The 23,834-nt window shown below is 30.5% G+C and carries 29 protein-coding genes and 1 tRNA gene; 22 read left to right on the top strand and 8 right to left on the bottom strand.

Translation table 11 applies throughout. The annotated features are described in order from the left end of the window. Positions 1-25: 25 nt before the first annotated feature. Genes B6F84_RS11200 through B6F84_RS11190 form a run of 3 tightly spaced genes read left to right on the top strand, consistent with a single transcriptional unit; the run spans position 26 to position 1,680 of the window. Positions 26-1,003: a geranylgeranyl reductase family protein gene (locus B6F84_RS11200; RefSeq protein ID WP_148692315.1), complete on the top strand. Its 978-nt coding sequence runs from the start codon at positions 26-28 to the stop codon at positions 1,001-1,003. Continuing rightward, complete coding sequence (locus B6F84_RS11195; protein WP_236748951.1) at positions 990-1,361, top strand: hypothetical protein; 372 nt, start codon at positions 990-992, stop codon at positions 1,359-1,361. The genes B6F84_RS11200 and B6F84_RS11195 overlap by 14 nt, the downstream gene beginning before the upstream one ends. 4 nt (positions 1,362-1,365) lie before the next feature. Beyond that, a complete protein-coding gene (locus B6F84_RS11190) occupies positions 1,366-1,680 on the top strand; it encodes a hypothetical protein (RefSeq protein ID WP_148692313.1) in 315 nt (104 codons plus the stop codon). On the opposite strand, the gene B6F84_RS11185 is transcribed toward B6F84_RS11190, so the two are convergent. Together B6F84_RS11185 and B6F84_RS11180 are read right to left on the bottom strand one after the other, a co-directional pair. Further along, positions 1,641-1,940: a hypothetical protein gene (locus B6F84_RS11185; protein WP_148692312.1), complete on the bottom strand. Its 300-nt coding sequence runs from the start codon at positions 1,938-1,940 to the stop codon at positions 1,641-1,643. The two genes, B6F84_RS11190 and B6F84_RS11185, sit on opposite strands and share 40 nt — an antisense overlap. Beyond that, complete coding sequence (locus B6F84_RS11180; protein WP_148692311.1) at positions 1,937-2,155, bottom strand: hypothetical protein; 219 nt, start codon at positions 2,153-2,155, stop codon at positions 1,937-1,939. The genes B6F84_RS11185 and B6F84_RS11180 overlap by 4 nt, the downstream gene beginning before the upstream one ends. Positions 2,156-2,266: 111 nt before the next feature. Between B6F84_RS11180 and B6F84_RS11175 the strand changes: the two genes are divergently transcribed. The 6 genes from B6F84_RS11175 (at position 2,267) to B6F84_RS11150 (ending at position 7,947) form a co-directional block, all read left to right on the top strand. Then, entirely contained in the window at positions 2,267-2,797 is a 531-nt protein-coding gene (locus B6F84_RS11175; protein WP_148692310.1) for a hypothetical protein, read from the top strand. Beyond that, positions 2,730-3,338: an N-glycosylase/DNA lyase gene (locus B6F84_RS11170; RefSeq protein ID WP_148692309.1), complete on the top strand. Its 609-nt coding sequence runs from the start codon at positions 2,730-2,732 to the stop codon at positions 3,336-3,338. The genes B6F84_RS11175 and B6F84_RS11170 overlap by 68 nt, the downstream gene beginning before the upstream one ends. Before the next feature lie 178 nt (positions 3,339-3,516). Continuing rightward, entirely contained in the window at positions 3,517-4,488 is a 972-nt protein-coding gene (locus B6F84_RS11165) for a D-2-hydroxyacid dehydrogenase (protein ID WP_148692308.1), read from the top strand. After that, on the top strand, positions 4,485-5,600 hold the full coding sequence (locus B6F84_RS11160) for a pyridoxal-phosphate-dependent aminotransferase family protein (protein WP_148692307.1): 1,116 nt from the start codon (positions 4,485-4,487) through the stop codon (positions 5,598-5,600). Before B6F84_RS11165 ends, B6F84_RS11160 begins: the two co-directional genes overlap by 4 nt. Positions 5,601-5,636: 36 nt before the next feature. Then, positions 5,637-5,924: a DNA-directed RNA polymerase subunit K gene (locus B6F84_RS11155; protein ID WP_148692306.1), complete on the top strand. Its 288-nt coding sequence runs from the start codon at positions 5,637-5,639 to the stop codon at positions 5,922-5,924. 22 nt (positions 5,925-5,946) lie between these two features. Continuing rightward, complete coding sequence (locus tag B6F84_RS11150; RefSeq protein WP_148692305.1) at positions 5,947-7,947, top strand: DNA topoisomerase I; 2,001 nt, start codon at positions 5,947-5,949, stop codon at positions 7,945-7,947. A gap of 29 nt (positions 7,948-7,976) precedes the next feature. Here B6F84_RS11150 and cdvC read toward each other — a convergent pair whose 3' ends face one another. From cdvC to cdvA, 3 genes are read right to left on the bottom strand one after another with little or no spacing between them, the layout of a single operon-like run. After that, on the bottom strand, positions 7,977-9,089 hold the full coding sequence (gene cdvC / locus B6F84_RS11145) for a cell division protein CdvC (protein WP_148692304.1): 1,113 nt from the start codon (positions 9,087-9,089) through the stop codon (positions 7,977-7,979). Positions 9,090-9,094: 5 nt separating this feature from the next. After that, the gene (gene cdvB / locus B6F84_RS11140) at positions 9,095-9,880 is read right to left on the bottom strand and encodes a cell division protein CdvB (RefSeq protein WP_148692303.1); all 786 of its coding nucleotides are present in this window, start codon (positions 9,878-9,880) and stop codon (positions 9,095-9,097) included. 17 nt (positions 9,881-9,897) lie between these two features. Next, positions 9,898-10,611, bottom strand: a complete 714-nt coding sequence (gene cdvA, locus B6F84_RS11135; protein WP_148692302.1) for a cell division protein CdvA — start codon at positions 10,609-10,611, stop codon at positions 9,898-9,900. 167 nt (positions 10,612-10,778) lie between these two features. Here cdvA and B6F84_RS11130 point away from each other — a divergent pair, with 167 nt between their 5' ends. Beyond that, positions 10,779-11,027 carry a hypothetical protein gene (locus tag B6F84_RS11130; RefSeq protein ID WP_148692910.1) on the top strand — a complete coding sequence of 83 codons (249 nt, stop codon included), beginning with the start codon at positions 10,779-10,781 and terminating at the stop codon, positions 11,025-11,027. Positions 11,028-11,032: 5 nt separating this feature from the next. Here B6F84_RS11130 and eno read toward each other — a convergent pair whose 3' ends face one another. After that, positions 11,033-12,274, bottom strand: a complete 1,242-nt coding sequence (gene eno, locus B6F84_RS11125; RefSeq protein ID WP_148692301.1) for a phosphopyruvate hydratase — start codon at positions 12,272-12,274, stop codon at positions 11,033-11,035. Positions 12,275-12,753: 479 nt separating this feature from the next. On the opposite strand from eno, the gene B6F84_RS11120 reads away from it, so the two are divergent. Both B6F84_RS11120 and B6F84_RS11115 read left to right on the top strand, forming a co-directional pair. Continuing rightward, the gene (locus B6F84_RS11120; protein ID WP_148692300.1) at positions 12,754-13,077 is read left to right on the top strand and encodes an eL43 family ribosomal protein; all 324 of its coding nucleotides are present in this window, start codon (positions 12,754-12,756) and stop codon (positions 13,075-13,077) included. Next, positions 13,064-13,483 carry a signal peptidase I gene (locus tag B6F84_RS11115; protein ID WP_148692299.1) on the top strand — a complete coding sequence of 140 codons (420 nt, stop codon included), beginning with the start codon at positions 13,064-13,066 and terminating at the stop codon, positions 13,481-13,483. Before B6F84_RS11120 ends, B6F84_RS11115 begins: the two co-directional genes overlap by 14 nt. On the opposite strand, the gene gcvPB is transcribed toward B6F84_RS11115, so the two are convergent. Together gcvPB and gcvPA are read right to left on the bottom strand one after the other, a co-directional pair. Then, the gene (gcvPB, locus tag B6F84_RS11110; RefSeq protein ID WP_148692298.1) at positions 13,476-14,975 is read right to left on the bottom strand and encodes an aminomethyl-transferring glycine dehydrogenase subunit GcvPB; all 1,500 of its coding nucleotides are present in this window, start codon (positions 14,973-14,975) and stop codon (positions 13,476-13,478) included. The two genes, B6F84_RS11115 and gcvPB, sit on opposite strands and share 8 nt — an antisense overlap. Next, complete coding sequence (gene gcvPA, locus B6F84_RS11105; RefSeq protein ID WP_148692297.1) at positions 14,976-16,322, bottom strand: aminomethyl-transferring glycine dehydrogenase subunit GcvPA; 1,347 nt, start codon at positions 16,320-16,322, stop codon at positions 14,976-14,978. A gap of 38 nt (positions 16,323-16,360) precedes the next feature. On the opposite strand from gcvPA, the gene gcvT reads away from it, so the two are divergent. From gcvT to B6F84_RS11055, 10 genes are all read left to right on the top strand, one after another. Further along, positions 16,361-17,398, top strand: a complete 1,038-nt coding sequence (gene gcvT, locus B6F84_RS11100) for a glycine cleavage system aminomethyltransferase GcvT (RefSeq protein WP_148692296.1) — start codon at positions 16,361-16,363, stop codon at positions 17,396-17,398. A 12-nt stretch (positions 17,399-17,410) separates the two neighbouring features. Then, complete coding sequence (gcvH, locus tag B6F84_RS11095) at positions 17,411-17,824, top strand: glycine cleavage system protein GcvH (RefSeq protein WP_148692295.1); 414 nt, start codon at positions 17,411-17,413, stop codon at positions 17,822-17,824. 1 nt (position 17,825) lies between these two features. After that, positions 17,826-18,566 (top strand): proteasome assembly chaperone family protein, encoded by a 741-nt coding sequence (locus B6F84_RS11090; RefSeq protein WP_148692294.1) that lies wholly within the window; start codon positions 17,826-17,828, stop codon positions 18,564-18,566. A gap of 7 nt (positions 18,567-18,573) precedes the next feature. Then, positions 18,574-18,930, top strand: a complete 357-nt coding sequence (locus tag B6F84_RS11085; RefSeq protein ID WP_148692293.1) for a hypothetical protein — start codon at positions 18,574-18,576, stop codon at positions 18,928-18,930. 98 nt (positions 18,931-19,028) lie between these two features. Continuing rightward, positions 19,029-20,027 (top strand): AbrB/MazE/SpoVT family DNA-binding domain-containing protein, encoded by a 999-nt coding sequence (locus B6F84_RS11080; RefSeq protein ID WP_187152784.1) that lies wholly within the window; start codon positions 19,029-19,031, stop codon positions 20,025-20,027. 17 nt (positions 20,028-20,044) lie between these two features. Continuing rightward, positions 20,045-20,785, top strand: coding sequence for a Fe-S cluster assembly ATPase SufC (gene sufC / locus B6F84_RS11075; RefSeq protein WP_148692291.1), 741 nt, complete (start codon positions 20,045-20,047; stop codon positions 20,783-20,785). 60 nt (positions 20,786-20,845) lie between these two features. After that, positions 20,846-22,285, top strand: a complete 1,440-nt coding sequence (gene sufB / locus B6F84_RS11070) for a Fe-S cluster assembly protein SufB (RefSeq protein ID WP_148692290.1) — start codon at positions 20,846-20,848, stop codon at positions 22,283-22,285. 1 nt (position 22,286) lies between these two features. Beyond that, on the top strand, positions 22,287-23,426 hold the full coding sequence (locus tag B6F84_RS11065; protein ID WP_148692289.1) for a SufD family Fe-S cluster assembly protein: 1,140 nt from the start codon (positions 22,287-22,289) through the stop codon (positions 23,424-23,426). Positions 23,427-23,505: 79 nt separating this feature from the next. Then, positions 23,506-23,631, top strand: a complete 126-nt coding sequence (locus tag B6F84_RS11060; protein ID WP_148692288.1) for an aCcr1 family cell cycle regulator — start codon at positions 23,506-23,508, stop codon at positions 23,629-23,631. A gap of 40 nt (positions 23,632-23,671) precedes the next feature. Beyond that, positions 23,672-23,777, top strand: a tRNA-Met gene (locus B6F84_RS11055). Positions 23,778-23,834: the final 57 nt, after the last annotated feature.

Genomic DNA, 23,834 nt, shown 5'->3' with positions numbered 1-23,834 from the left:
TTTATACTTTTCTTTTTATGATTATATGAACAATATAGCTGTTTTAGGTGGAGGAGTAAGCGGAGCCTTATTATCTTATCTACTTCACAATCATGGATATAATGTTACTTTGTTTGATATTAAAGAAAAATATTTTAAACCATGTGGAGATATAGTGCCTAAAATATATGAATCTCCTGTTAAATGGAATGTAAAATATAATATTAAAAACTTTGCATTTTATCTAGATGGAGAAAGGATTTATGATGTAAGATATAGATCTAGTAAATGGTTGACTATAGATAAATCTGAATGGATAAATTCAATGAGAAGTAAAGTTAATCAAGTTATAGGAAATGTGAAGCCTAAGTTAGCCGATTTTGATATGGTAATTGATGCTAAGGGTCCTTATGATATGGATAGGAATGTAGTCTATACAAGTAGGGCAATGATTAAAGTAAATAACTTTGAGGACGAAGCTATCTTAGAATTTAATTCCAAATATACAGGTTTTTATTGGATATTTCCTGATGAAGAAGGTGTCTATAATATAGGAGCTGGATTTCTGGAAAATAAGAATTCTAGAGAATTATTATTGAATTATATTAAAGAAAGATATACTAATTATGAGCTTCTAGATTTAAGAGGAGCTCCAATATCTATAGGAGAAGTAAAGGAAAAAAATTTCAAAATAGGGGAGGCAAGAGGATTAGTATTTCCTATGAGTGGAGAGGGAATAAGGCCATCAGCTATTTCTGCAGAAGTAGCATTTGAGGCAATATATAAAGGGAAAGACTTTAATGAACATTTATCATCTAAATTACATAAATTGGAATATAGAATAAATATTCAAAGAAAACTTTTAGAGACCTATATTAAACTCTCTCCATCGTTAAGAAAATCTGCTCTTAAATCGTTCTTTAAAAGTGGAATTCTTGTAGACGCTTTTCTTGAAGATAAATTAGATTTAGAAGGGATTAAGGAATCTATAGAGGCGATAAAAAATGGTAATGTTATACATTGATAATTCAAAAAGTAAATCTGGAAAGCATGCCATAAGGAGTTTACTTTTTGAAATTAAAGATTCGAAGGTCATTGAAGTGAAGTCAGGTGGAAGGCAGGTAAAACCTATTTATAATATTGGGGATGCTAAAGTTATAGATGTTGATAAAGGATTATTTATATATTTGCGATTTATAAAAAATATTTATAACAGAATAAATGGTAAAATTCTTGTCATAAAAGATAATAATATAGTATTAGAGTTAAACTATAGGAAATTAAAAATAAAAAGAGTAAATGGAGATGGATCTTTCTATGAGAAAGTAAAAGTGGTTTTAGATTCACTTAAAATACCAGTAAAAAAGGTAAATTTGAAGTGATAAAATGTTTGAAGTTACTCTTCAAGTGTTAGAAGATTCGATTAAAATAAAGGATACATTTTACTTGATGGAAAATGTATTATCTGAGATTTGTAGTCCTTTACGAATAGGAGCCTCGTATATTTGCTCTATATCAAAAGCTGGACTAATAACTGTTTATCTTCTTCAAGATTCTGCTAATGCTAGATTTCAACTTAATATAAAGATACAGAGTGAAGATGCCGAAGAATTAACATCTAATTTAAATAAGATATCCTCAATGTTAAAACAAAATAATATTCATATAACACTAGTTAATAATTCCTTTAGAACTTCATAAATTTTCTTTAATTCATTTTCGTCAGATATTTCTTTCTTTAATTCAATTATTGCAGTACATAAAAATGTAGAAATTTTAGTTTTACAAATTTCTACTTTTATTATCTTTCCGTATTCTGAATCTAAATTAAAGTCTATGTAACCAGATAAGTTATTTAATTTTTCGTTATTTATTTGAAGTGAAAATTCAGCAATTAGAATATTATCTTTTGGAATATACGCAACTTGATATTGGTTTTCAATCAAAAAATGCTTTATCATAATACTGGTACCAATTCAGATCCACAATATGGGCATTTACCCTTTAATGTCCTTTTATCAGCTTCACAGAAGTACGCTTTATATTTCTTTTCACATTTTGGGCATTTGTAAACTATATCTGTTCCTATCTTTAATTTCCTATTGCATATTCTGCAATAGACTTCAAACCAACCAACATGACCATATGCATTACTTCCCTTGATTCTTATACTCATTATAATCCCTTTAGAATCATACTTCATAACGTATATATTTTTTTCTTCTAGTGTTACCTTGAGTTTTAGTGCTAGAATTTAATAGCTTTGAAGGCTTAATATATTATGGCTATGAAAGCTAGAATAGAGTATTATAAGCCAGAGACTATTAATGTCGATGGATTATCTCTCGTTGCATTAAAAAAAGAGAAAGAAGAAGAGAAAGATTATGATAAATCTTTAGATGATCTAGTAGTAGATGGTTCTGTAATAGTCGTAAGCACTAAAGACGGAAAAATAGTTAACTCTAATGTATCTTGCGCTTATAAATTTCCTTTTCCTGTAAAAATTTATAGGCTAGGATTGCCAGTAGAATTAAGTCAAGATAGTGTAAAAATGAACTATATTAATGTTAATTCGGACAATTATATACTAGGACTAAATGTTGACCTTAACGATAAGACTCCATTCATAATTGTTGATACAGATAATGGTTCAAAGATAGTAACATCAGCTGATATTAAAGATGTAAAACCTACTATTGTTAAGCAATTAGAAAAACCTAAAAGCAAACAAAAGAAGAAAGCTACTAAACATGCTAAGAGAACTCATAAGAAACGTAAGATTAAGAGCAAAAGTTCTAGAAAGAGCAGAAGAGTTTAAACTTAATAAAAACTCTGGAGAAGATGTATGGTTTAGAGAACTGATTTTGTGTATACTTACTTCCAATTCCTCATTTATAAATGCATATATCGCATTAAATCAAATATATGATGATATTTTTAATATAGATGAATATGAACTTTCAAAAAAGCTTAATTTTTCAGGATATAGATTTTATAGGATTAAAGCAAAATATATTATTAAAGCAAGAAAATATTATGGTAGTTTAAAGAAAACGATATTTCCTATAGCTGAGAAAGATCAATATGAAGCTAGAGAAAAACTATTAGAAATAGAAGGAATAGGCATGAAGGAGGCAAGCCATTTTCTAAGAAATGTAGGTTATTTTGATTTAGCTATTCTAGATAGGCATATTCTAAAATTTATGTCTAATTATTTTTCTATACAAGGAAGTTTTACTAAAAGTAAATATTTATATGTTGAATCAGTAATGAAAAGCATTTCACAATCTTTAAATTTTCCAGTCGGGTTACTTGATTTGTTTATATGGTATAAGGAGACTAATAAGTTAGTAAAGTGAATAAAAGTATATAAACCAGAGAAATGTTTTATATATGAGTTAAAGATGGATGCTATAAAGAGCTTGAAAAATACCAAAAAGGCATTGTATACATCTATTATTATATTTTCTTCTTATTATTGTTCCGTATGTTCAACTTCATCATCATGGTAACTAATTTTAAGAAAGGTGAACTAAGATGGAAACAACTGTAAAGTATGCTTCTCTATCTAAAGAAGATTTTAAAATATTAATAACTGACCCAGTAGCAGACGTAATGCTAAATACTCTAAAGCAAAAAGGTCTGAATGTAGATTATCAACCAGAAATTAATAAACAAGATCTATTAAAGATAATTCAGAATTATGATGCCATAGTAGTAAGAAGCAGAACTAAAGTAGATAAAGAAACAATAGAAAAAGCTACTAGACTTAAGATAATAGCAAGAGCTGGAATAGGCTTAGACAATATTGATACTGATGCTGCAGAACAAAAAGGTATAAAGATAGTTTATGCACCAGGCGCATCTACAGATTCTGCTGTAGAAATAACTTTAGGATTAATGATTGCAGGAGCAAGAAAAATGTATACATCTATGAGTTTAGCTAAGTCTGGCATATTCAAAAAATTAGAAGGATTAGAATTAGCAGGAAAAACATTAGGCATAATTGGATTTGGTAGAATAGGTACAAAGTTAGGAATAATTGCAAAAGCAATGGGTATGAATGTATTGGCATATGATGTAATAGATGTAAGTGAAAGAGCTAATAAATTAGGAATACAGCAAGTATCTTTGGAGGATTTAGTAAAACAATCGGACGTAATTTCTGTTCATGTGACAGTTTCTAAAAATGCAAAGCCTATACTTGATGAAAAAATGTTCGAATTAATGAAAGATAATGTTATGATTGTAAATACAAGCAGAGCAGTAGCTATAGATGGTCAAGCATTATTAAAATATATAAAGTCTGGAAAAGTCTTCTCATACGCAGCTGATGTATTTTGGCATGAACCACCAAAGGAAGAATGGGAATTTGAATTATTAAAACATGAAAGAGTTACAATAACTACACATATAGGAGCTCAAACAAAAGAAGCCCAATATAGAGTAGCTGTTACTACTACCGAGAATCTTATTAATGCTATTAAAGAACTTGGTGTTAATTTATGATGCTAATACCTGGTCCAGTAAATGTACCTCAAAGCGTAGCATTTGCAGCCACTAAGGTTGTTAATCATAGATCCGATGAATTTAGACAAGTAGTAAAAAATCTAGAAGAATTAATGTCTGAACATTTTAATTCAGAGAGAACTGCTCTACTAACTGGTTCAGGTACTCTAGCTGTAGAATCTATGGTATTTTCTTTACTTAAGAAGCAAGAAAAGGTAATAGTTTTAACCTATGGAGAATTTAGTAATAGACTTCTCGATTCTATCAAAAGAAGAGAAACGGATATTATTGCATATTCTAAAAAATTTGGGGAAGGATTCTCTATTGAGGAAGTTAAAAAGATAGTTGAAGAAAATAAAGATGCAGATTCAGTTGCTTTAGTTCATAATGAGACTAGTACTGGAATAGCATTTAGAAATTTGGAAGAAGTATCTAAAATAGTAAAAGGTTCAGGTAAAAAATTTTTAGTTGATTCAGTATCAGGTTTTGCAGCATACAAAATTGATGTTAATTCGTGGAAAATTGATGCTGTAGCTACTGGAAGTCAAAAAGCATTAGCATCAGTTCCAGGAATGGGGTTTGTTGCTCTTTCTGATGAAGGAGTTGAAAATTTAAATGAAGATATTCCAAATTACTTAAATCTAAAGTTAGCGCTAAAGTTTCAGGATAAGAATGAAACACCTTTTACTCCATCTACTGGGGCATTTTATGCCTCGCTAAGAGCAGCAGAATTACTAAAATTAGAAGGAATAGAGAAGAGATGGAAAAGGCATGAAGCTTGTTCTAAATTTTTAAGACAAGTAGTAAGTAAGATAGGATTCTCGGTATTTGGAGATGAAAGTAATTTTTCCAATACAGTGGTTGCAGGAATACCTCCAATAACTCCAAAGAATTTAATTTCGGCCTTAAAAGAGAGAGGCATAGAGATTTCTGGAGGAATGGGAGAGCTAAAAGAGAAAATAGTAAGAATAGGCATTTTAGGTGTAGTAGATGACAGAGCTATGAGTAGATTAACTATAGCTTTGTCTGATATATTTAAGCAAGATATAAACGAAAAAGTACCAGATGAATGTAAATTACCAGACTTCTTAAGAAACGAAGTTATTTGGTAAGTAATTTTATTTTCTCTTTCTTTAATACTTCCTAGCATGTCTGATTTAGATGTTATAAGCAAGCTGAACGTTAATTTCGTTGAAGCTTGGAAAAAAAGACTAACTATTTACGAGATTGCTAGAATAGTTAGTGCAAGAGCGCTTCAATTAGCAATGGGAGCAGTTCCATTAATAGATACTACCACTTTAGCTTCTGACCAGTTAAATTCTATTTCTATAGCAGAAGAAGAGCTAAAAAGAGGATTACTACCTATTACAATAAGAAGAAGGTTCCCTAATGGCAAAGTAGAATTAGTATCAGTAAAAGAAATTTTAGGAAGTTAGGAGGGTATTGTAAATTTCTTGCATGCCTAATAATTATATTTTAATAATAGCAGAAAAACCTAAAGCTGCAAAAAAGATAGTAGAAGCTTTTTCTTCTTATAAGACTTGTAAATATTATAATACTAATTACTGGATAGTAAGGGAAGGTTATAAGAATATTGTAGTTGCATCTGCAGTTGGCCATATTTTTAACCTTTCAGGAAAGTCTGGTTTTCCAGTCTTTGATGTTGAGTGGAAGCCTTTATGGGAAATAGATAAGAAGTCATATTTTACAAAAAGATACTATTTTCTACTAAGTAAGTTATGTAAAAACGCTGTTGAATATATTAATGCATGCGATTATGATATTGAAGGATCTGTAATAGGATATATGATAATCAAAAATTTTGGTGATATTAAAAGAACCAAAAGGATGAAATACTCTTCTTTAACTAAGACTGAGATTTTGCAAGCTTTCCATTCATTGCAACCTTTAGATATTAATATGGTAGAGGCAGGAATAGCCAGACACGTAGTAGATTGGATATGGGGTATAAATATAAGTAGAGCGTTAATGCTAGCCACTAAAGAAGTATCTAAAAAGCAAATAATTTTGAGTGCTGGTAGAGTTCAAAGTCCTACTTTGATTCATGTTATTGAGAGCAGTCTAAGTCGAGATATGTTTATTCCTATTCCATATTTTAAAGTTAAAATAAATATATCGATTAATGGAAAAAAATTTTCAATCTTTTATGATAAGGAATTTTCTTCATTTCAGTTGGCTAAAGCATTTGCTGAAAAATTAAAGAAAGATAAATTGATTGTTAGGAACGTGTCAGAATTTAAAGAAAAAATAATTAGACCACCTCCTTTTAATTTAGGCGATTTACAGCTAGAAGCAGGTAGGCTGTATAAATTATCTCCTTATAAAGTAGAAAGAATTGCAGAGAATCTTTATCTAGATGGATTAATAAGTTATCCTAGAACTAATAGTCAAAAAATACCTTCAACAGTAAATATTGCAGAGATAATAAATAACCTTTATACTCACTTTAAAGCCCTTGTAAACAAACTTAATGAACTTACTAGTAGGCATTATATAGTAAGACAAGGTACAAAGGATGATCCAGCCCATCCAGCAATATACCCTACTGGCGTTATTCCTAAGAAAAGTCTAAATAAAGAGGAAAGCGAAGTTTATGACTTAATTGTAAGAAGATTTTTAGCTTCTGTATCGACTGATGCAATATTAGATAAACAAAAAATATATTTAAAATTTATAACTAATGATATAGAGCTTACTTTACAGATACAAAAGTTAATAAATCGTGGCTGGTTAGAAATATATCCGTACAGAAACATAGAATCTGAAGATTTAGTTAACGTTAATGAAGGAGATAAAATAGATATAGATAGTATATCTCCTTCTATGTTAGATACGAAACCAAATCCTAGGTTAAGTAGAGTTTCTTTATTAAAATGGATGGAGGAATCAAAGATTGGAACAGAAGCAACAAGAGGTAAAATAATAGAAACATTATTTCAAAGAAAGTATGTAGAAAATAGGAGAGGATATATTTATCCTACAAAATTAGGCATAATTATAGCTGAAGTTCTTAAAGATTATTTTAATGAACTTACCGATGTTAAGATGACTGCAGAAATAGAAGAAAAATTAAATAATATAATATTTGGTAAAATAAAAAAAGAGGAAGTAATAGAAGAAAGCAAGAAAAGAATATCTTCATACATTTCGTTATTTGCTACAAGAAAAAATATAGTGGGAGAAAAAATATCGAAAGGACTGAATATTATAAAATATACTAAGTGTAAGTTGTGCGAGTTAGAATCTACGGAAAATGGATTTTGTAAATACCATAATGAGGCTATGAATAGGCTAAATGAGGCAGTAAAGATCTGGAGAGAAAGAACTGGTTATGATGATAAAACTATAATAAAGATGATAAGAGGTAAAAAATCTACGGGTAAATTAATAAATGATATGATAAAATATAGTTTAGATGATGTAAGACATGCCAGCTGAATGGTGAGGCATTATCTGGGGTATCTGAGTTACAGTGCCTTAAACTTTTCTGTCCAAATTTCATAAGTCTTAAGCATTTCTTGATTAACACTAGGCTTTCTAGAATTTATCACATCTTTGAAGTCATCAATAGTTATTGCTCTAGGTTCATTTAAATTCTTTTCAAACATTTCTTTTACTACTTTCATATGTGCAGCTTGTACAATGTCTCTAATGTCGCTAGCTGTATATCCCTCAGTTAATTTAGCTAATTCTTGAAGGCTTACATTATCTAGCTTTACTTTTGAAGTGTAATACCTAAATAGCTCGACTCTTTGTTCTTCATCTGGAAGTTTAATATAAATTCTCTTCTGGAATCTTCTTAGAAAAGGTTCGTCTAATCTCCAAGGTTTATTTGTTGCGCCTATAACGTATACCATTTGATTTTCATTCTTATCTGCTATTCCATCCATTTCTTTTAAGAACTGATTTCTAACTCTTGCTTCTCCTCCTACTTCTGTCGTATATGCTCCTAATAACGCATCTAATTCATCTATAAATATTATCGCAGGTTTATGATCTTTTTTGGAATATTCTCTAGCAGTATTAAATATCTTGGCTACATTTTTTTCTGCTTCTCCTAACCATTTAGACATTATAGATGCAGCATCTACATGAATAAAGTAGGAATCTATTTCGTTTGCAACAGCAGCAGCTATCATAGTTTTTCCACATCCAGGGGGGGCATATAATAGTATACCTCTAGGCCAGCCTAATGGAAATAGGTCAGGTCTTTTAGAAGGATATACTATTGATTCTTTTAATGCCTCTTTTACGTCTTTTAATCCTACGACATCAGAGAATTTGACCTTTGGTTTCTCTTTCATTATTAGATCTTCATTAGGCTCTTCGTTAGTTGATTCTGTTGGCGTTTCTGGTAAAAGTTTTTCTAATGTAGCTATCCTTTTCTTGTACTCTTGAATCATTTGTTCATATGCGTCTCTAGTAGCAGAGTCTGGATATAATGAAATTAATTGGGCAAGAACTTCTATTGCTTTTTTATAATATGTTATAGCATCATCTCTTTTACCTTCCTTATCAGCTTTTACTGCAGTTATAGCGTATTTTCTTGCCATTTCTTCTAACAATATTGGAGCACTCATAAGTTTCAAGCCTCTAAACTTATAAGACCTTTATTAGCCATTTCTCTTAGTAGCGAGAATACTTCAGACTTATCTATTCCATAAATTTTAGTAATATGTTCTACGTCTAAGAATCCACCTGTACTATTAATGTAGTCTAAAAGTTCTCTCTCGCTTAATGTCTTTCTTGGAGAATTATTGACGTTAATCTGTGTGGTATTTACGGTATTAGGCGGGTGGGGTAAATCAGGTAACATTTCTTTTATTTTTACTTCTGCAGTTTTTTGCGCTTCATCTAATATTTTTTTAGCTTGCTCATCTATTACAGCAGGAACTATAGATTTATCGTTTATTGCTCCAGTTTCAATTGCTATACTATTAACACTACTAGCTATAGAATCAAAGGCTAATGCAACATCTGGGGCTATTCCTTTTATTTGTTCTTTCATTTCTCCAAGAATTTTAGCTACTGGAAATAGCACTAATGATACTCCTTCTAATTCTTTTACTGTATCTAGTTTTAGTCTTACCTTTTCAATTGCTAGATATGCTGTATATATTATTTTCATCATTTTCCTTATGTCAGATATCTCTTGCGCATATATTGTAGCTCTAGCGGAATCTCCTTCTATTTGAGCTCTTACTACTCTAGAAAACAAGTCCTTGTCTCTTTCCTTTAACCTATGCAAAGATTCGTCCAATTTTGTTTGTTGATCTTTTAATTTTATGGATATTTCAGTTATATTAGCCTGCTGATTCTTCCTTTTTTTATCAGAATTAAAGTGAGAAAAGAATGGTAACTTTCCAAACATCCTATTTCACTAACTTGTTATAAAGTATTTATTACCTTTACCGGTATTGGCATTGGTATGTCCGATTTGTTCTGATCACCCTTACTAGATTGTTCTGAAGTATTACCTATTGGGGTTGGTGTTTTTAAATCAATTCCTTCTTTATCTAATAAGTCTAATTTATCTAATGTTTTTCTTATATCGTCCTTCTCTGACATGTATCCATCTTTAGCTTGTCTTAATACTTCAATAGAATTTTTATATGAATTTTCTGACATTTCTGCTGATATATAACTCATTTTTACTGCTATCATTGCTTTATCAATTTGAGCTAATTGATCCTCAACTTCATTTAGCCTTTCCTTAAGTTTGTTTTTTATTTTTATGTAATCATCTCTTATTTTTACCATTTCAGTATCTAATTTTCTTTTCATTTCATCATATGTAGATTTAGGGATTTCTTGCTTGGAATATAATTCTTCTAATGCTCTTTGTCTTTTTCTTATTTTTTCCATTAGCGATAAGGTTTTAATAGCTGAGGCTTTCCAATCAGCCAGAATTATAATCCCGTCTCCATCAATTTTTATTCTTGAAGGATCAATAGTGCTGAATGTATTACCTTGTGCTATTTCTATTCCAGTTATTGAACCATCAACTTCACTGTATACATGCACAATATATCCAAAATCTCGGCCATAAGGATCCTTTACTTTTTGGCCAATATATTTTGTTAAATCTTCAGCTGATATCATGAGTATTACTCCTCAAACTAACTCTGTTCTAAAGAAATATTTAAAAGGATTAAGGCTCCTCAGATACCTTTTGTCATCACGTATAAGCGCTTTTAACCTTCATCATCGGCTTGCATAAATATTACGGAAATAACTATAAATAAAGTTTGACTTGAATGATATTAGTGATGACATTATCGCAATTTGTTAATGAAACATCTAAAGTATTAGGACATATAAATTTCTCAGTATCATCAGTTTCAGATATACTGATAGTTGTTGGTCTGATTATAGGATTTATAGTAATCATATCAGCGTTTGCTTATGGAATGTTTAAGTTAGCTAAGGCAGTTCCTAACATGTCAGTAAAGCAATTTATACTATTTCTTGTGGTACTATCTATTGTACTAATTATGATAGGGATATTTTTACCATAAAAATATTATAATTTATTTTTATATTCAAGGCAATAGTTATTTTCTATTTCTAGAAGTCTATTGTATTTTGATGTTCTTTCTCCACGGGCTGGAGCTCCTGTTTTTATAAAGTCACTATTTAATGCTACTGCAAGATCTGCTATGAAGTTATCTTCTGTTTCTCCACTTCTATGACTTATTATTGTTTTTATAGAATTTTCTCTAGCTAAATCGAAGAATTGAAAAGTTTCCGTTAGAGTACCTATTTGATTAGGTTTAACTATTACTCCCTTAGTAGACTTTTCTTCTATTCCTTTTTTAAGATATTTTACGTTAGTAGTATATAAATCGTCCCCAGTAACTATTGTATTCTTTAGTTTGCTTTGTAAAATGGAAAATCTCTTAAAATCGTTTTCATCAAATGGGTCTTCCAAGTATATAATTGGATATTGATTTGCAAGGTTAGCATAATATTCTATCATGTCATCTGGGGATTTTTTGCTTCCATCTATTTCATACTCTCCATCGACGTAAAAATCAGAGGCTGCAGCATCCATTCCTAGAAATATTTTATCTTCATAACCAGAATTTTTAATTGCTGTATAAACTAAGTCTAACGCATCTTCAGTTTTTTCTAATGGTGGAGCTACTCCTCCTTCATCTCCTAATGCAGTATATATTTTTCCGAATCTTTCAGTAATTAGATTTTTTAATGTTTTATAAACGTCTAAAGCAGCGAATAAGGCTTCACTGAATTTGTCAAAATTCACAGGAATTATTAGAAATTCTTGGATTTTTAGAGAATTACCAGCATGCAATCCACCATTTAGAATATTAAGTAGTGGTATAGGTATACTATGTGATCTTCCTCCTCCTATGTAGTTGAAAATATCCATTCCTAATCCTAATGCTGCAGTCTTTGCTATAGCTATAGATGTAGAAATCATAGCATTAGCTCCAAGTTTTGATTTATTTTCTGTACCATCTAGTTTTATCATTGTAAGATCTATCTCCCTTTGTCTTCTTACATCTAAGCCTGAAAGTGCTGTACTTATGTAATTATTTACAGCGTCTACTGCTGGCTTTACACTACCTTTACTATCTCTTAATTCTAAGGCTTCTCTGCTTCCTTTTGAGGCTCCAGCTGGTGCGTCACCAAATGATGATATTCCTTTCTCTATGGTTACAAATGTTCTAATTGTTCTGTTTCCTCTAGAATCTATTATTTCCATTCCTTTTACTTTTTTGATTGCAAACTCGTCTGACAATTTGACTACCCGATTATAGAGTAGAATATCAAATAATAAAAATAAAGGAAGAGGCAAAATTTGATATTAATTTTTAGGTACCTACTTATATAAGGGAGTAACTTAGAAAGTCTTTAAAATTATGGCTATTGCTGTTATTAGGATAGAGGTGTAAGTGATTAATGATGCTTATAATTGTAATAATATTTCTTATTTATGGTCTTTTGTCTCCTATTTATAGTTATTTTATAAAGCCTAACTTAAGCAATGAAAAGGGATTTTTAGTAAGCTGGAGTTTAGCTCCTTTTTTGGTTTCCTATGTTTATTCTATACAGTTATATCTTACGGTAATATTACTATTGGCAAATATTTTAATCCTGTATTTAATTTTAAAAAATAGAACAAGATATTTATGGAATGGATTATTATTTCTTATTCTTTCATTTATTATAGAATTGTTTTATAAGATTTTATAAAGCTGAATTATACAGATAACAAATATGGCTAAAAGAAAGCAAAAAGAAATAGACGTTTGTCCTAATTGCGGTACTAAAGTAGAAAAGCCAGAAAAAACATGGAATTTAATTTCTCCTCTTCCAGATGCTCAAGGTAGAATTACAATAACAGTAATGGGATCTTACGTTTGCCCTAAATGTGGACATAAATGGAGAGGCGTTGTATCAAAGATAAAAGCGGGAGGTTCATCAGTAGAAGTAGAAGGAAAGAAAGGGGTTAAAAAGATAGGAGGAGAGGAGGACAACAAGACTAAAGATGAAGGAGAAATAATAGAGCTAGACTTAAGTGATTTAGATGAAGAAGAGTGACATAGCGCTAATTGTTATAATAGTAGCAATTTATGTACTATTTTTCACTAATATAATAACTACTGCAAGTGTTGAAGGAGTATCAATGTATCCGGTATTTCAAAATGGAGCGTTGACTTTTTATGGTCCACCAGTTAATATCTCATTACATGATGTAATAATATATAGATCACCAGAATATGGAATTTATGTAATACATAGAGTAGTTAAGATAGACAATGCTCATTATGTTACACAAGGAGTAGATAAGATAACAAATCCTGTTCCTGATAATAGAATAGGCCTGGAACCTCTAGAAGGAGTACCTAGCAGCAATGTAGTAGGAAAAGTTACTGAAGTGGACGGATATATAATTTCCATACCTTATCTAGGATATTTAGCAATAATAGCATCTCATTTTATTTAAGGATATTTATTTTTCCTTGTTCTCTGAGTCTTTTTACTCTGTATGAGGGAGTTATGGATGATGGATGATTAGCTTTAACCTGATCTAGCCTTTTTACTGTAGTATATTTTGGAGTATCTTGTATATCTTTAGGATTGTTTTCGCTTTCTTTAAGAATTTCTTTCAATGCTTCTATGAATTTATCTAAAGTTTCTTTTGGTTCTGTTTCAGTTGGCTCTATCATTAAAGCTTCTTCTACAGTTGTAGGAAAATAAATAGTAGGAGCATAAAATCCTCTATCTAATAAGGCTTTAGCAATATCTAAAGCAGTAACTCCTTTTTCTGCAAGGGGTTTTGCACTAAATACTACTTCATGTTTTCTAGGTCTATTTGGAGCTAGTAACGATAGTCCTTTCTCACTTTTTAGTTTCGAAATTAGATAATTAGTTGCTAGTGTACTCATTTTACCTATTTCTGATATTCCTTGTGGCCCTAACCCTAGGATATATGTATAAGCTCTTACTACATTACCTATATTTCCGTAAAATGTAGCTATTTTACCTATTGATTTTTCCGGAACAGTAAAAACATATTTGTTATTTTCTTTTTTCACTATAGGATAAGGTAAATATTTAGCTAGTTCACCTTTAGCGCATATAGCACCTGCTCCTGGCCCTCCTCCGCCATGCGGAACCGCAAAAGTTTTATGTAAATTAACGTGTACTATATCAAATCCCATATCTCCTGGTCTAGCTATCCCTAAGATTCCATTTAGGTTAGCTCCATCATAGTAAAGTAAACTATCCACTGAATGTATAATTTTTGAAATTTCCAACACATTTTCCTCAAATAATCCTAGTGTGTTTGGATTAGTGAGCATAAATCCAGCGATTTTATCATTTACTATCTCTTTTAGTATATCAATATCAACTAGCCCTTCCTCATTTGATTTTATATAAATAACCTTAAATCCAGCCATTGAAGCACTTGCAGGATTAGTACCATGTGCTGTATCAGCAACTAGCATTGTATCTCTATTTCTGTGCTTTTCTCTATGGTATTTTTCCATCATAAGAACTCCAGTTAATTCTCCTGCTGCTCCAGCAGGAACTTGTATACTGCATTCTGTCATACCAGTTATTTCGGCTAACCATTCCTGCATTTCAAATATCATTTCTAAAATTCCTTGGGCAGTATTCTGATCTTGCAAAGGATGAATATTTTCTGTAATCTCTGTAGCTAGTTCTTCTACTTTGGGATTATACTTCATTGTACATGAGCCTAATGGCATCATTCCTACATCTACTCCAAAACTCATTTGAGAAAGTCTAATGAAATGCCTTACAACTTCTAATTCACTGAGTTCTGGCAATTCTGGCTTATTTTTTCTTCTTATTTTTTCTGGAATATCTATGCTAATGTTAATATTTTCTTCTGGAATATAATATCCTTGCCTATTTTTTCCATTAATTTCATATATTAGTGGTTCCTTCCAATTAGCTTGTATAAACATCTAGTAAACCTCCTCTTTTATTTCATTGATTAAGTTATCTATCATAGACTTTGTATGTACTTCAGTTATGCAAAACAATGCATTATTATTATCTATTGGTAGACCTCCATGGATACCTTTTGAAAGTAGCCTCTCATGAATTTCGTTATAGTTTTTGTTGAAACTAAATAAGAATTCTTCAAAAAAGTCTCCATAGAATTTTATTTTTCCTAGATCATATTTTTCCATAAGATTTTTTGCATAGTGACTTCTTTTATAGATCTCTTTCGCTAGGTTTTCTATTCCATTTTTACCTAAAAGAGAAAGATATACTGCATTAGCAATAGCCATTAATGCTTCATTTGTAGTAATGTTTGATGTAGCTTTTTCTCTTCTTGCAAATTGCTCTCTAGTTTGTAAAATTAATGTATAACCAGGATTTCCATCAGTATCTTGCGTTAAACCTACAATTCTTCCTGGCATTTGTCTTATTAACTTATAATTCCATTTCGTTGCCATAATTCCTACATAAGGTCCTCCATAGTTTAGTGGAAGTCCAAGTTCTTGGCCATCTCCTATTGCTATATCCACATCGTATTCTCCAGGCGGTTTTATTAGACCAAGAGATAAAGGATTAACTCCCATTATAGTGATAATATTTTTCTTTCTTGCTATATCAGTTATTTCCTCTATATTAGTCTCGAAAACGCCATAATAATTTGGTTGCTGAATATAAATTGCTGAAACTTCGTCGTCAACAATTTTTTCTAATTCTTCTATATTAATTTCTCCGTTTTTATCATAATTAACTTCTTGAATTTTTATTTCTCTTCCACTAGTCCATGTTTCTAGTACTTTTTTATGATTTGGATTAATAGATCTAGGTACTATTATCTTCTTTTTTCCATTTATTCTATATGACATGAGTACTGCTTCCGCAAGTGCGCTACCCCAATCATATAATGATGAATTTACTACTTCCATTTCGAAAAGATCTGCTATGAGACTTTGATATTCGAAGAGTGCTTGTAATAGTCCTTGATTTATTTCTGGCTGGTATGGCGTATAAGAAGTGTAAAATTCTGACCTAGAAATAACGAATTTTACTACTTCTGGAACGTAATGTGGACATACTCCGCCTCCTAAAAATGGAGGAATTTTAAAGCTAGTATTTTTAGATTTTAATTCTTGTAATCTTAGGTAAATTTCATATTCTGACAATGGCTTTCCATAACCTACGTTAAGCAATCTATGTAGTTTTATTTCTTCTGGGACATCTTTAAATAAATCGTCAATTGAATTTACTCCTATTTCCTTTAACATTTCATTTATATATTTTAAGTTTGGTAGCCATGGGTGATATTCCATTTAAATTTCAGCTATATAAGTATGAATAGAGGATTATAATGTTTAGAACACCTCTTTTAAATATAGAAGAAAAGTTAGGAGCGAATTTTGGTGAGTTTGCAAATTGGCAAATGCCTATGAGTTTTTCTTCATATTTGGATGAACACATGGCTATTAGGCAAGAATGTGGATTTTTTGATCTTAGCCATATGGGTAGGCTAAGGATAAAGGGAAAAAAAGAAGAGCTAGAGAATTTAGTAACTAGAAAACTCGATATTGAAAATTTTTCAATGATAGGACCTTCAGCTATGCTTAATGAAAAAGCAGGATTTATAGATGATATAATGGTATACAAAGTTTCAGATGAAGAGTTTTTAATGGTTACTAATGCAATAAATAGAGAAAAAGATATTCAATGGATAAAAAAGAATTCCAATTTAGAAGTCGAAGATTTAACCTTTGATTTTGTTATGATTGCAGTACAAGGAAGGAAAGTCTGGAATTATATAGATAAAGTAGATTTGCAACCATTACATTTTAGTTTAAATACTAAATTTCTAGGAGAAAACGTGTTTCTTTTAAGCAGATCAGGATGGACTGGAGAAGATGGAATAGAAGTTTGGGCAGATATAAAAACAGGAGAAAAGTTGATTATGAAGCTAGCTGACCTAAAAATAAAGCCAGCAGGCTTAATAACAAGAGACAGTATAAGGCAAGAAATGGGTTTTGTACTTTACGGAGAAGATATTGATGAAGACACTAATCCAATAGAAGCTAGATATTGGATTTTTGATCTAGACAAAGATTTTATAGGTAAAGATAAGTTATTATATTATTTAACTGAAGGCGTATCTAAATATAGAATAGGATTTAAGTTACAGAAAAATCTTAGAATTATTCCTAGACATGGAAATAAAATAAAAATCTTAAACCATGAAATTGGTGAAGTAACAAGTTCTACTTATTCTCCTTATTTATCTAGAGCAATAGGTATGGGGTATATAAAATCGCAATATCCAGTTATAGGTTTTCATGTAAATATAGACATTAGAGGAAAAGAATATAGAGCTAAAATCTCTGACTTTCCATTATTTTAGGAGGGAATATTATTGGGAGAAATAAAATTTGGAAAATATATAATTTTAGATAGTTTACTGTATACTGATACAGATGAATATGTAAAAATAGAAGGAGAGATAGCTACTATAGGCATAACAGATTATGCACAAAAGAAATTAAGAGATATTGTTGGAATAGAACTCCCTACTTTAGATACTAAAGTAAGAGCTGGAGACGTAGTATGCACAGTAGAATCTGTAAAAGCAGCTTCAGATATTTACTCGCCACTTTCTGGAATAATTATTGAGGTAAATGAAAAATTATTGTCAAGTCCTGAATTAATGAATAAAGACCCTTATGGAGAAGGATGGATATTCAAGATAAAAATGACGAATCAAGAGGAAACTAAAAGTCTATTAACTCCGGAAAGATATATTGAAAAGATTAAAAACTCTGGTGATTAAGATGGAAGAATTTGAAATAAAGGAGAATTATATTCCTACTTTATCTAAACCTTCGTATATGTTGGTAGGACTACCAGATGCAGGATTAGTAGGGGAAATCTCTACTGAATTTCTAATAGAGAATTTGAATTTAAAGGAATTTGGAGAATTATATTCTAGAAGATATATTCCCCCTATTATGCATATAACTAATGGAGTAGCTAAATCTCCATTACGAACATACCATGGAAATAATCTTTTAGTATTACACTCTTGGACTGCTCTTCCAGCATCATCTGCTTATCCATTAGCCGATTTTGTTGTAAAGTATGCACAAAAATATGGTATCAATACTATAATATCAATAACTGGTGTTCCAGTTCAAGATAGGTTAGATTTAGATAAACCTAAAGCATACTGGATATCTAGTAATTTAGAATTGTCAGAAGAGTTAGAAAAGATCAATCTAGCAGAAAAATTTGGAGACGGTTATATAGCGGGACCATATGCTCCTATACTTTTAGAATCTTCTAGAAATGGAATAAGAAATATGGTAATAGTTGTAGAGTCATTTTTAGATATTCCAGATCCAGAAGCTTCTGCTATAGCCTTAAACTTAGTGTCTAAATATGTAGGTTTTAAAATAGATACTAGCTCGCTAATCCAGGAAGCTGAAGATATACGTTCAAAAATTAAAGGATTAATGGAGCAGACAAAGAAAGAGCTTCCATCTTATTCATCTAAACCAATGACTTACGCGTGATTAAAAGATGCCTGCATATAAAGATCTTTATGATATGATAAAGGAGATTATAGAGCAAGAAGAGGCTAAAATTGATAAAGAATTTGAAGAAGTAAGAGAGGAGATATCAAAAGAAGCAGAAGAACCATTATATACAGTTTATGAAAAGGAAGATTCAATTTACTATATTATAGATGTTCCTTTTATAAATGAAAAGACAATTTATGTAAAATTAGAAAATAACAAATACATTAAAGTATCATGTAAGGATATTCATGGAAAATGCTATCAATTAGTTATACCTGCTAGGTATAATTTTAAAAATTATGACGTGCAAGTAATAAGAAATAGAGGATTTATAAAATTGATCCTAAGAAAGAAATAAGGAAAGAAATAAGCTTAAAAATCTTTTTTTAAAAGCTTACAATAAAGTTGCAATATTTTTATAAACGCTGTTTAAGATAGTTATATAGAGTGACTGAATTGGAAGATTTTAACAACTCAAAAGATATTGAGACAAGAAAGGTTCAGAAGTTAGGTTCATCTTCTTTATTTATTACATTACCTAAGAAATGGATAAATAAATGGAATATAAAGCCCGGTGATAAAATACTTATTGAAATATCTGATGATGGAGCACTGAAGTTACTAGCAGAAAAAATTAAATTATTATCTAGTCGTAGATCAGTAAGAATAGATATAGATTCATTAAAACAGCCTATTTCTAACGTTATTTTATGCTTATATACACTTGGATATGATGAGATTGTTTTTGAATCCAAAAAATCTATTATTCAGAAAGATATTGAAGACTTAATAACTACTACAAAACAAGTAGTAGGAGCTGAAATCACAGAAGCATCTGAAAATAGAGTAAAAGTAGAATGCCTACTTGACGCAGAAAAAGTTGGACTAGAATCATTACTAAGGAGAATGTTAAATATTATATCTAGAAAAATTGATGAAATAATAGCAGAATTATCCAACGAGCCACTAAAAGATAATGGAATAAACCAAGAAGACCTAAAAAGAGTTTACTTAATGTTACTTAGACACTCAATGGGGAGTAAATACGATATGTCAAATAGCTTAAACAAAAATATACTAGTTATGATGAATGCAGTAATTTTACTTAATATATCGAAAAATATTGATAAAATACACGATATTATGCTAAAGCCTGATAGTCTTAATACTGCAGATATTTCAAACATAAAAGATATTTTACATAAAGTAAACGATCTACTTGACGAAGTAGTTATGTCAATATTATTCCCTAGTTTAAAGAGAATTTCAAATGGACTTACACTAGTATCACAAATTAAAGAATTATTATCAGAGCTAAATATAAAAGATACATTACTATTTAGTTATATAAGTAATACAGTAGAGCAACTACAAACAGCTCTAGAGAATTCTTCTTGTACATTATTTTTAGAAGATATGCCATGGATAGAAAGAAACTTTAATGTGATAAGATAATATTAACACTGATAAAGATGTCAACATTAAAAATCGAAGATCTTCACGTAGAAGTTGAAGGTAAAGAAGTACTAAAAGGTATAAATTTAGAAATAAAAAGTGGAGAAATTCACGCATTAATGGGACCAAACGGAAGTGGAAAAACTACACTCTCATTAGCAATAATGGGACATCCAAAATATAAAATAACAAAAGGAAAAATACTATTAGATGACGAAGATATAACTAATCTAGAAACAGATGAGAAAGTTAAAAAAGGATTATTTTTAGCATTTCAAAACCCAATAGAAATAGCTGGAGTAAAACTTTCCACATTGTTAGTAGCAGAATACAATAGAGCTCAAAACACTAATGCATCAGTTATGGAAGTATTTTCAAAAATAAGAGAAATGTCTAGATCAGTAGGAGTAACTGACTCCCTTTTAAATAGAGGAGTTTTTGAAGGATTTAGCGGAGGAGAAAAAAAGAGAATAGAAATATTACAAATGCAATTATTAAAACCAAAATTTGCTATATTAGATGAGCCAGACTCAGGAGTAGACGTAGATGGATTAAAAATAATATCTGATATGATAAAGAAAATTAAAGAAGAAAATAATACTGGATATTTAATTATAACACACTATAGAAGAATTTTAGATTACGTAAATGCAGATAAAGTTCACGTGCTAAACAGAGGAAAAATAATAGCAAGCGGAAGTATGGAGTTAGCAAAACTAATTGATGAGAAAGGATACGAAGGCGTAATAAACAAATAACTTTTTTAAATAGAAAGATTTAAATGCTTTCTTTAACACAGTTAAAGATGGTAAATTAAAATGACAGAAGAAAAATTATCAGTTGATATAAATGAGATTCTTAATGCTGCTATAGAATCAAGAAATAATAACTTAAATCAGATTGAATTTCATAGAAGAGTAGTTGAATCAGGATTATCTAGAAGTACAATAGAAGCTATATCAAAAGCTAAAAAAGAACCAGAGTGGATGTTAAAATTAAGATTAAGAGCATTAGAATTATTTGAAAAATTACCAACTCCAAATTGGTTACCCGAAGTCTTAAGCTCACTCAATGTATCTAACTTAGAATTATATATAAAACCAGATGTAGAAAAAACTAATAACTGGGATAATATTCCTAAAGAAATAAAGAATTATTACGATAATTTAGGTATTCCAGATTCAGAAAAGAAATTCTTAGGAGGATTAGTAGCAGTATTTGAATCAGAGCCAATATATTCAAGCGTAAAACAAGAATTAGAGAAAAAAGGAGTCATAATGATGCCACCAGAAGATGCAATGCAAAAATATCCAGATTTATTTAAACAATACTTTATGAAGATCTTCCCAGCATCAGATCATAAGTTTGCAGCATTACACGCAGCATTATGGAGTGGAGGAGTATTTGTATATGTGCCTAAAGGAGTAAAAATAACTACACCAGTAGAAGGATTCTTTGTAATAGGTACAGAAATGGAAGGTCAATTTGAGCATACACTAGTTGTAGCAGACGAAGACTCATATATACATTTCATAGAAGGATGCTCAGCACCACAATTTAAGAACTATTCCTTCCATGATGGAATGGTAGAATTATATGCTAAGAAGAACGCTCATATAAAATTCACCACAATACAAAATTGGAGTAAAAATGTAATAAACTTCAACAATAAAAGAGCTTGGGCAGACGAGAATGCAGTAGTAGAATGGGTAGAAGGATCGTTAGGATCCAAATATAGTTTTGTATATCCATCAACAATCCTAAGAGGCCAAAACGCATCATCAACAAGCCTAGTAGTTACTTTGGCATCAGCAGAAGGAGACTGGAAAGATAGTGGATCAAAAATGATACATGCTGCTCCTAATACAAGAAGCAGAGTTATAAACAAGAACATCGGATTTAATGGAGGAGTTAACGTATATAGAGGATTAATAAAGGTAAATGAAGGAGCTAAAGGGTCTAAAGCATTTGTAAAGTGCGATTCACTAATGCTTGATGAAAAAACTAAGGCATATACATTCCCCCATAATCAAGTCTTTGAAGAAGATGCAGACGTAGCTCATGAAGCCCATACTTTCAGAATGAGCGAAGATCAATTATTCTATTTAATGAATAGAGGAATAGGAGAAAAGGAAGCGACATCAATATTAGTCCTAGGATTTATAGATGAAATAATGAAGGAATTACCATTTGAATATGCTACAATGCTAAATAAGGTTATTAAGTTAGAATTAGATAAACTAGGAGCAGTGGCTTAAATTGCCTCTTCTAGACCTAGAATCCTCAAAGCAATATCTAAATTTTTTTAAAGATAAAACTTCAAGAGAAGATTTATTTCTTTTATATGAAAGACTTCCTTTTCAAGTTATCAATGATTCTCCTACAGTAAAACACTATACTAGATGGTCCGTATTAGACTCATTAAATTTGAAGATTGATAGGCCATCTGCAAAAAATATAGAAGAGAAACAAAAGGAATATACTATCATTCAAATAGTAAATAATAATGATATACAAAAAGTCATGGAGGACTCTTTTACCAATTCTTTAATCTCACCAGAAGAACATAAACTTGTTGCTTTAACTTTAGCATTATCAAAAAAACTTAGCATAAACAAAGGTGGTAAATATTTCATCCATCATTATACAGATCAAGATATATTTTCTCCATTAAATATAGAAATAAATGTCCCAGAAAACGAATCAGCAGACATAATTTATTACTCAGAATCCTTAAGCCAAAAATCTATGAACTCCGCAGTAATTTCTATCTCAGTAAATCAAAATTCCGTAGCAAATCTAACTATAGTAACAAAAGGAAATAACTCATATAATTTCACTTATTCCAAAGCTAAAATCAAAGGAGACTTAAAATCATATATAATTTCTTCCGGATTAGCAGAAGGCCACTTAGAATATCATTCATACTTAGATGAAGGAGCACAAGCATTCTTTAGCTCTAGAGCACTAGGAATTGAGAAAAACAATATAGACGTTTTAACTAACGTTTATCATGAAGGTAAAAAAAGCATAAGTAACGGATTTATGAAAGCAGTAGCATCTGGAAGCTCATTTGTTATAACTAGAGGAAACGCAACAATAAACGAAAATGCCTACGATTGTTCCACTTCAATAATTGGAAGAGCTATAATGATAGGAAAAGAAGCTTCAGCAGCAGTGGCTCCAATGTTAGAAGTAAAAACAGGAAGAGTAATTACAGCAAAACATTCAGCTGCAGTATCAAGAGTGCCAGAAGATCTAATCTTTTACTTACAAAATAGAGGATTTGATAGAAAAACAGCTGAAGGTATGATAATAAGAGGATTTTTAGAAGATGAAGGAGACACAGAAATAGTAAAGAATCTAATAGGTCAAATAATGTCTACATTAGGTTATTAGTTTCGCCCACCTCTCTCTATTTTCCTTTAGTAACAAAAAGATGATATATTCACTTAAACAATAAGGTAATACGAGAGCCATGAAAGTAATAACATTTAAAGCAGAAGATGATTTACTTCAAAAATTAGACCTTTATGCAGTAAATAAAAGGCTCTCTAGAAGTGAAATAATAAGAGACGCTATAAAAAAATACCTTGAAACCTAATGCAGAAAACTTTTAGATTTGTTTTTTACATAATATAATTGCCGCCGTAGCTCAGCCTGGTTAGAGCGCCGGACTCATACGGTCTACTAAATAATCCGGCTCTCTGAGATATCCGGTTGTCCGGGGTTCAAATCCCCGCGGCGGCACCTTATTTGCTAATAATTTCAATAGTTTTCTCGATGGTGAACTACTAAAAGTAAGAG

Origin of the sequence: Acidianus manzaensis (assembly GCF_002116695.1) — an archaeon.
GTDB lineage: Archaea > Thermoproteota > Thermoprotei_A > Sulfolobales > Sulfolobaceae > Acidianus > Acidianus manzaensis.
The sequence above is the reverse complement of the archived record's forward strand: the minus strand, read 5'-3'. Positions and strand labels throughout refer to the sequence as shown.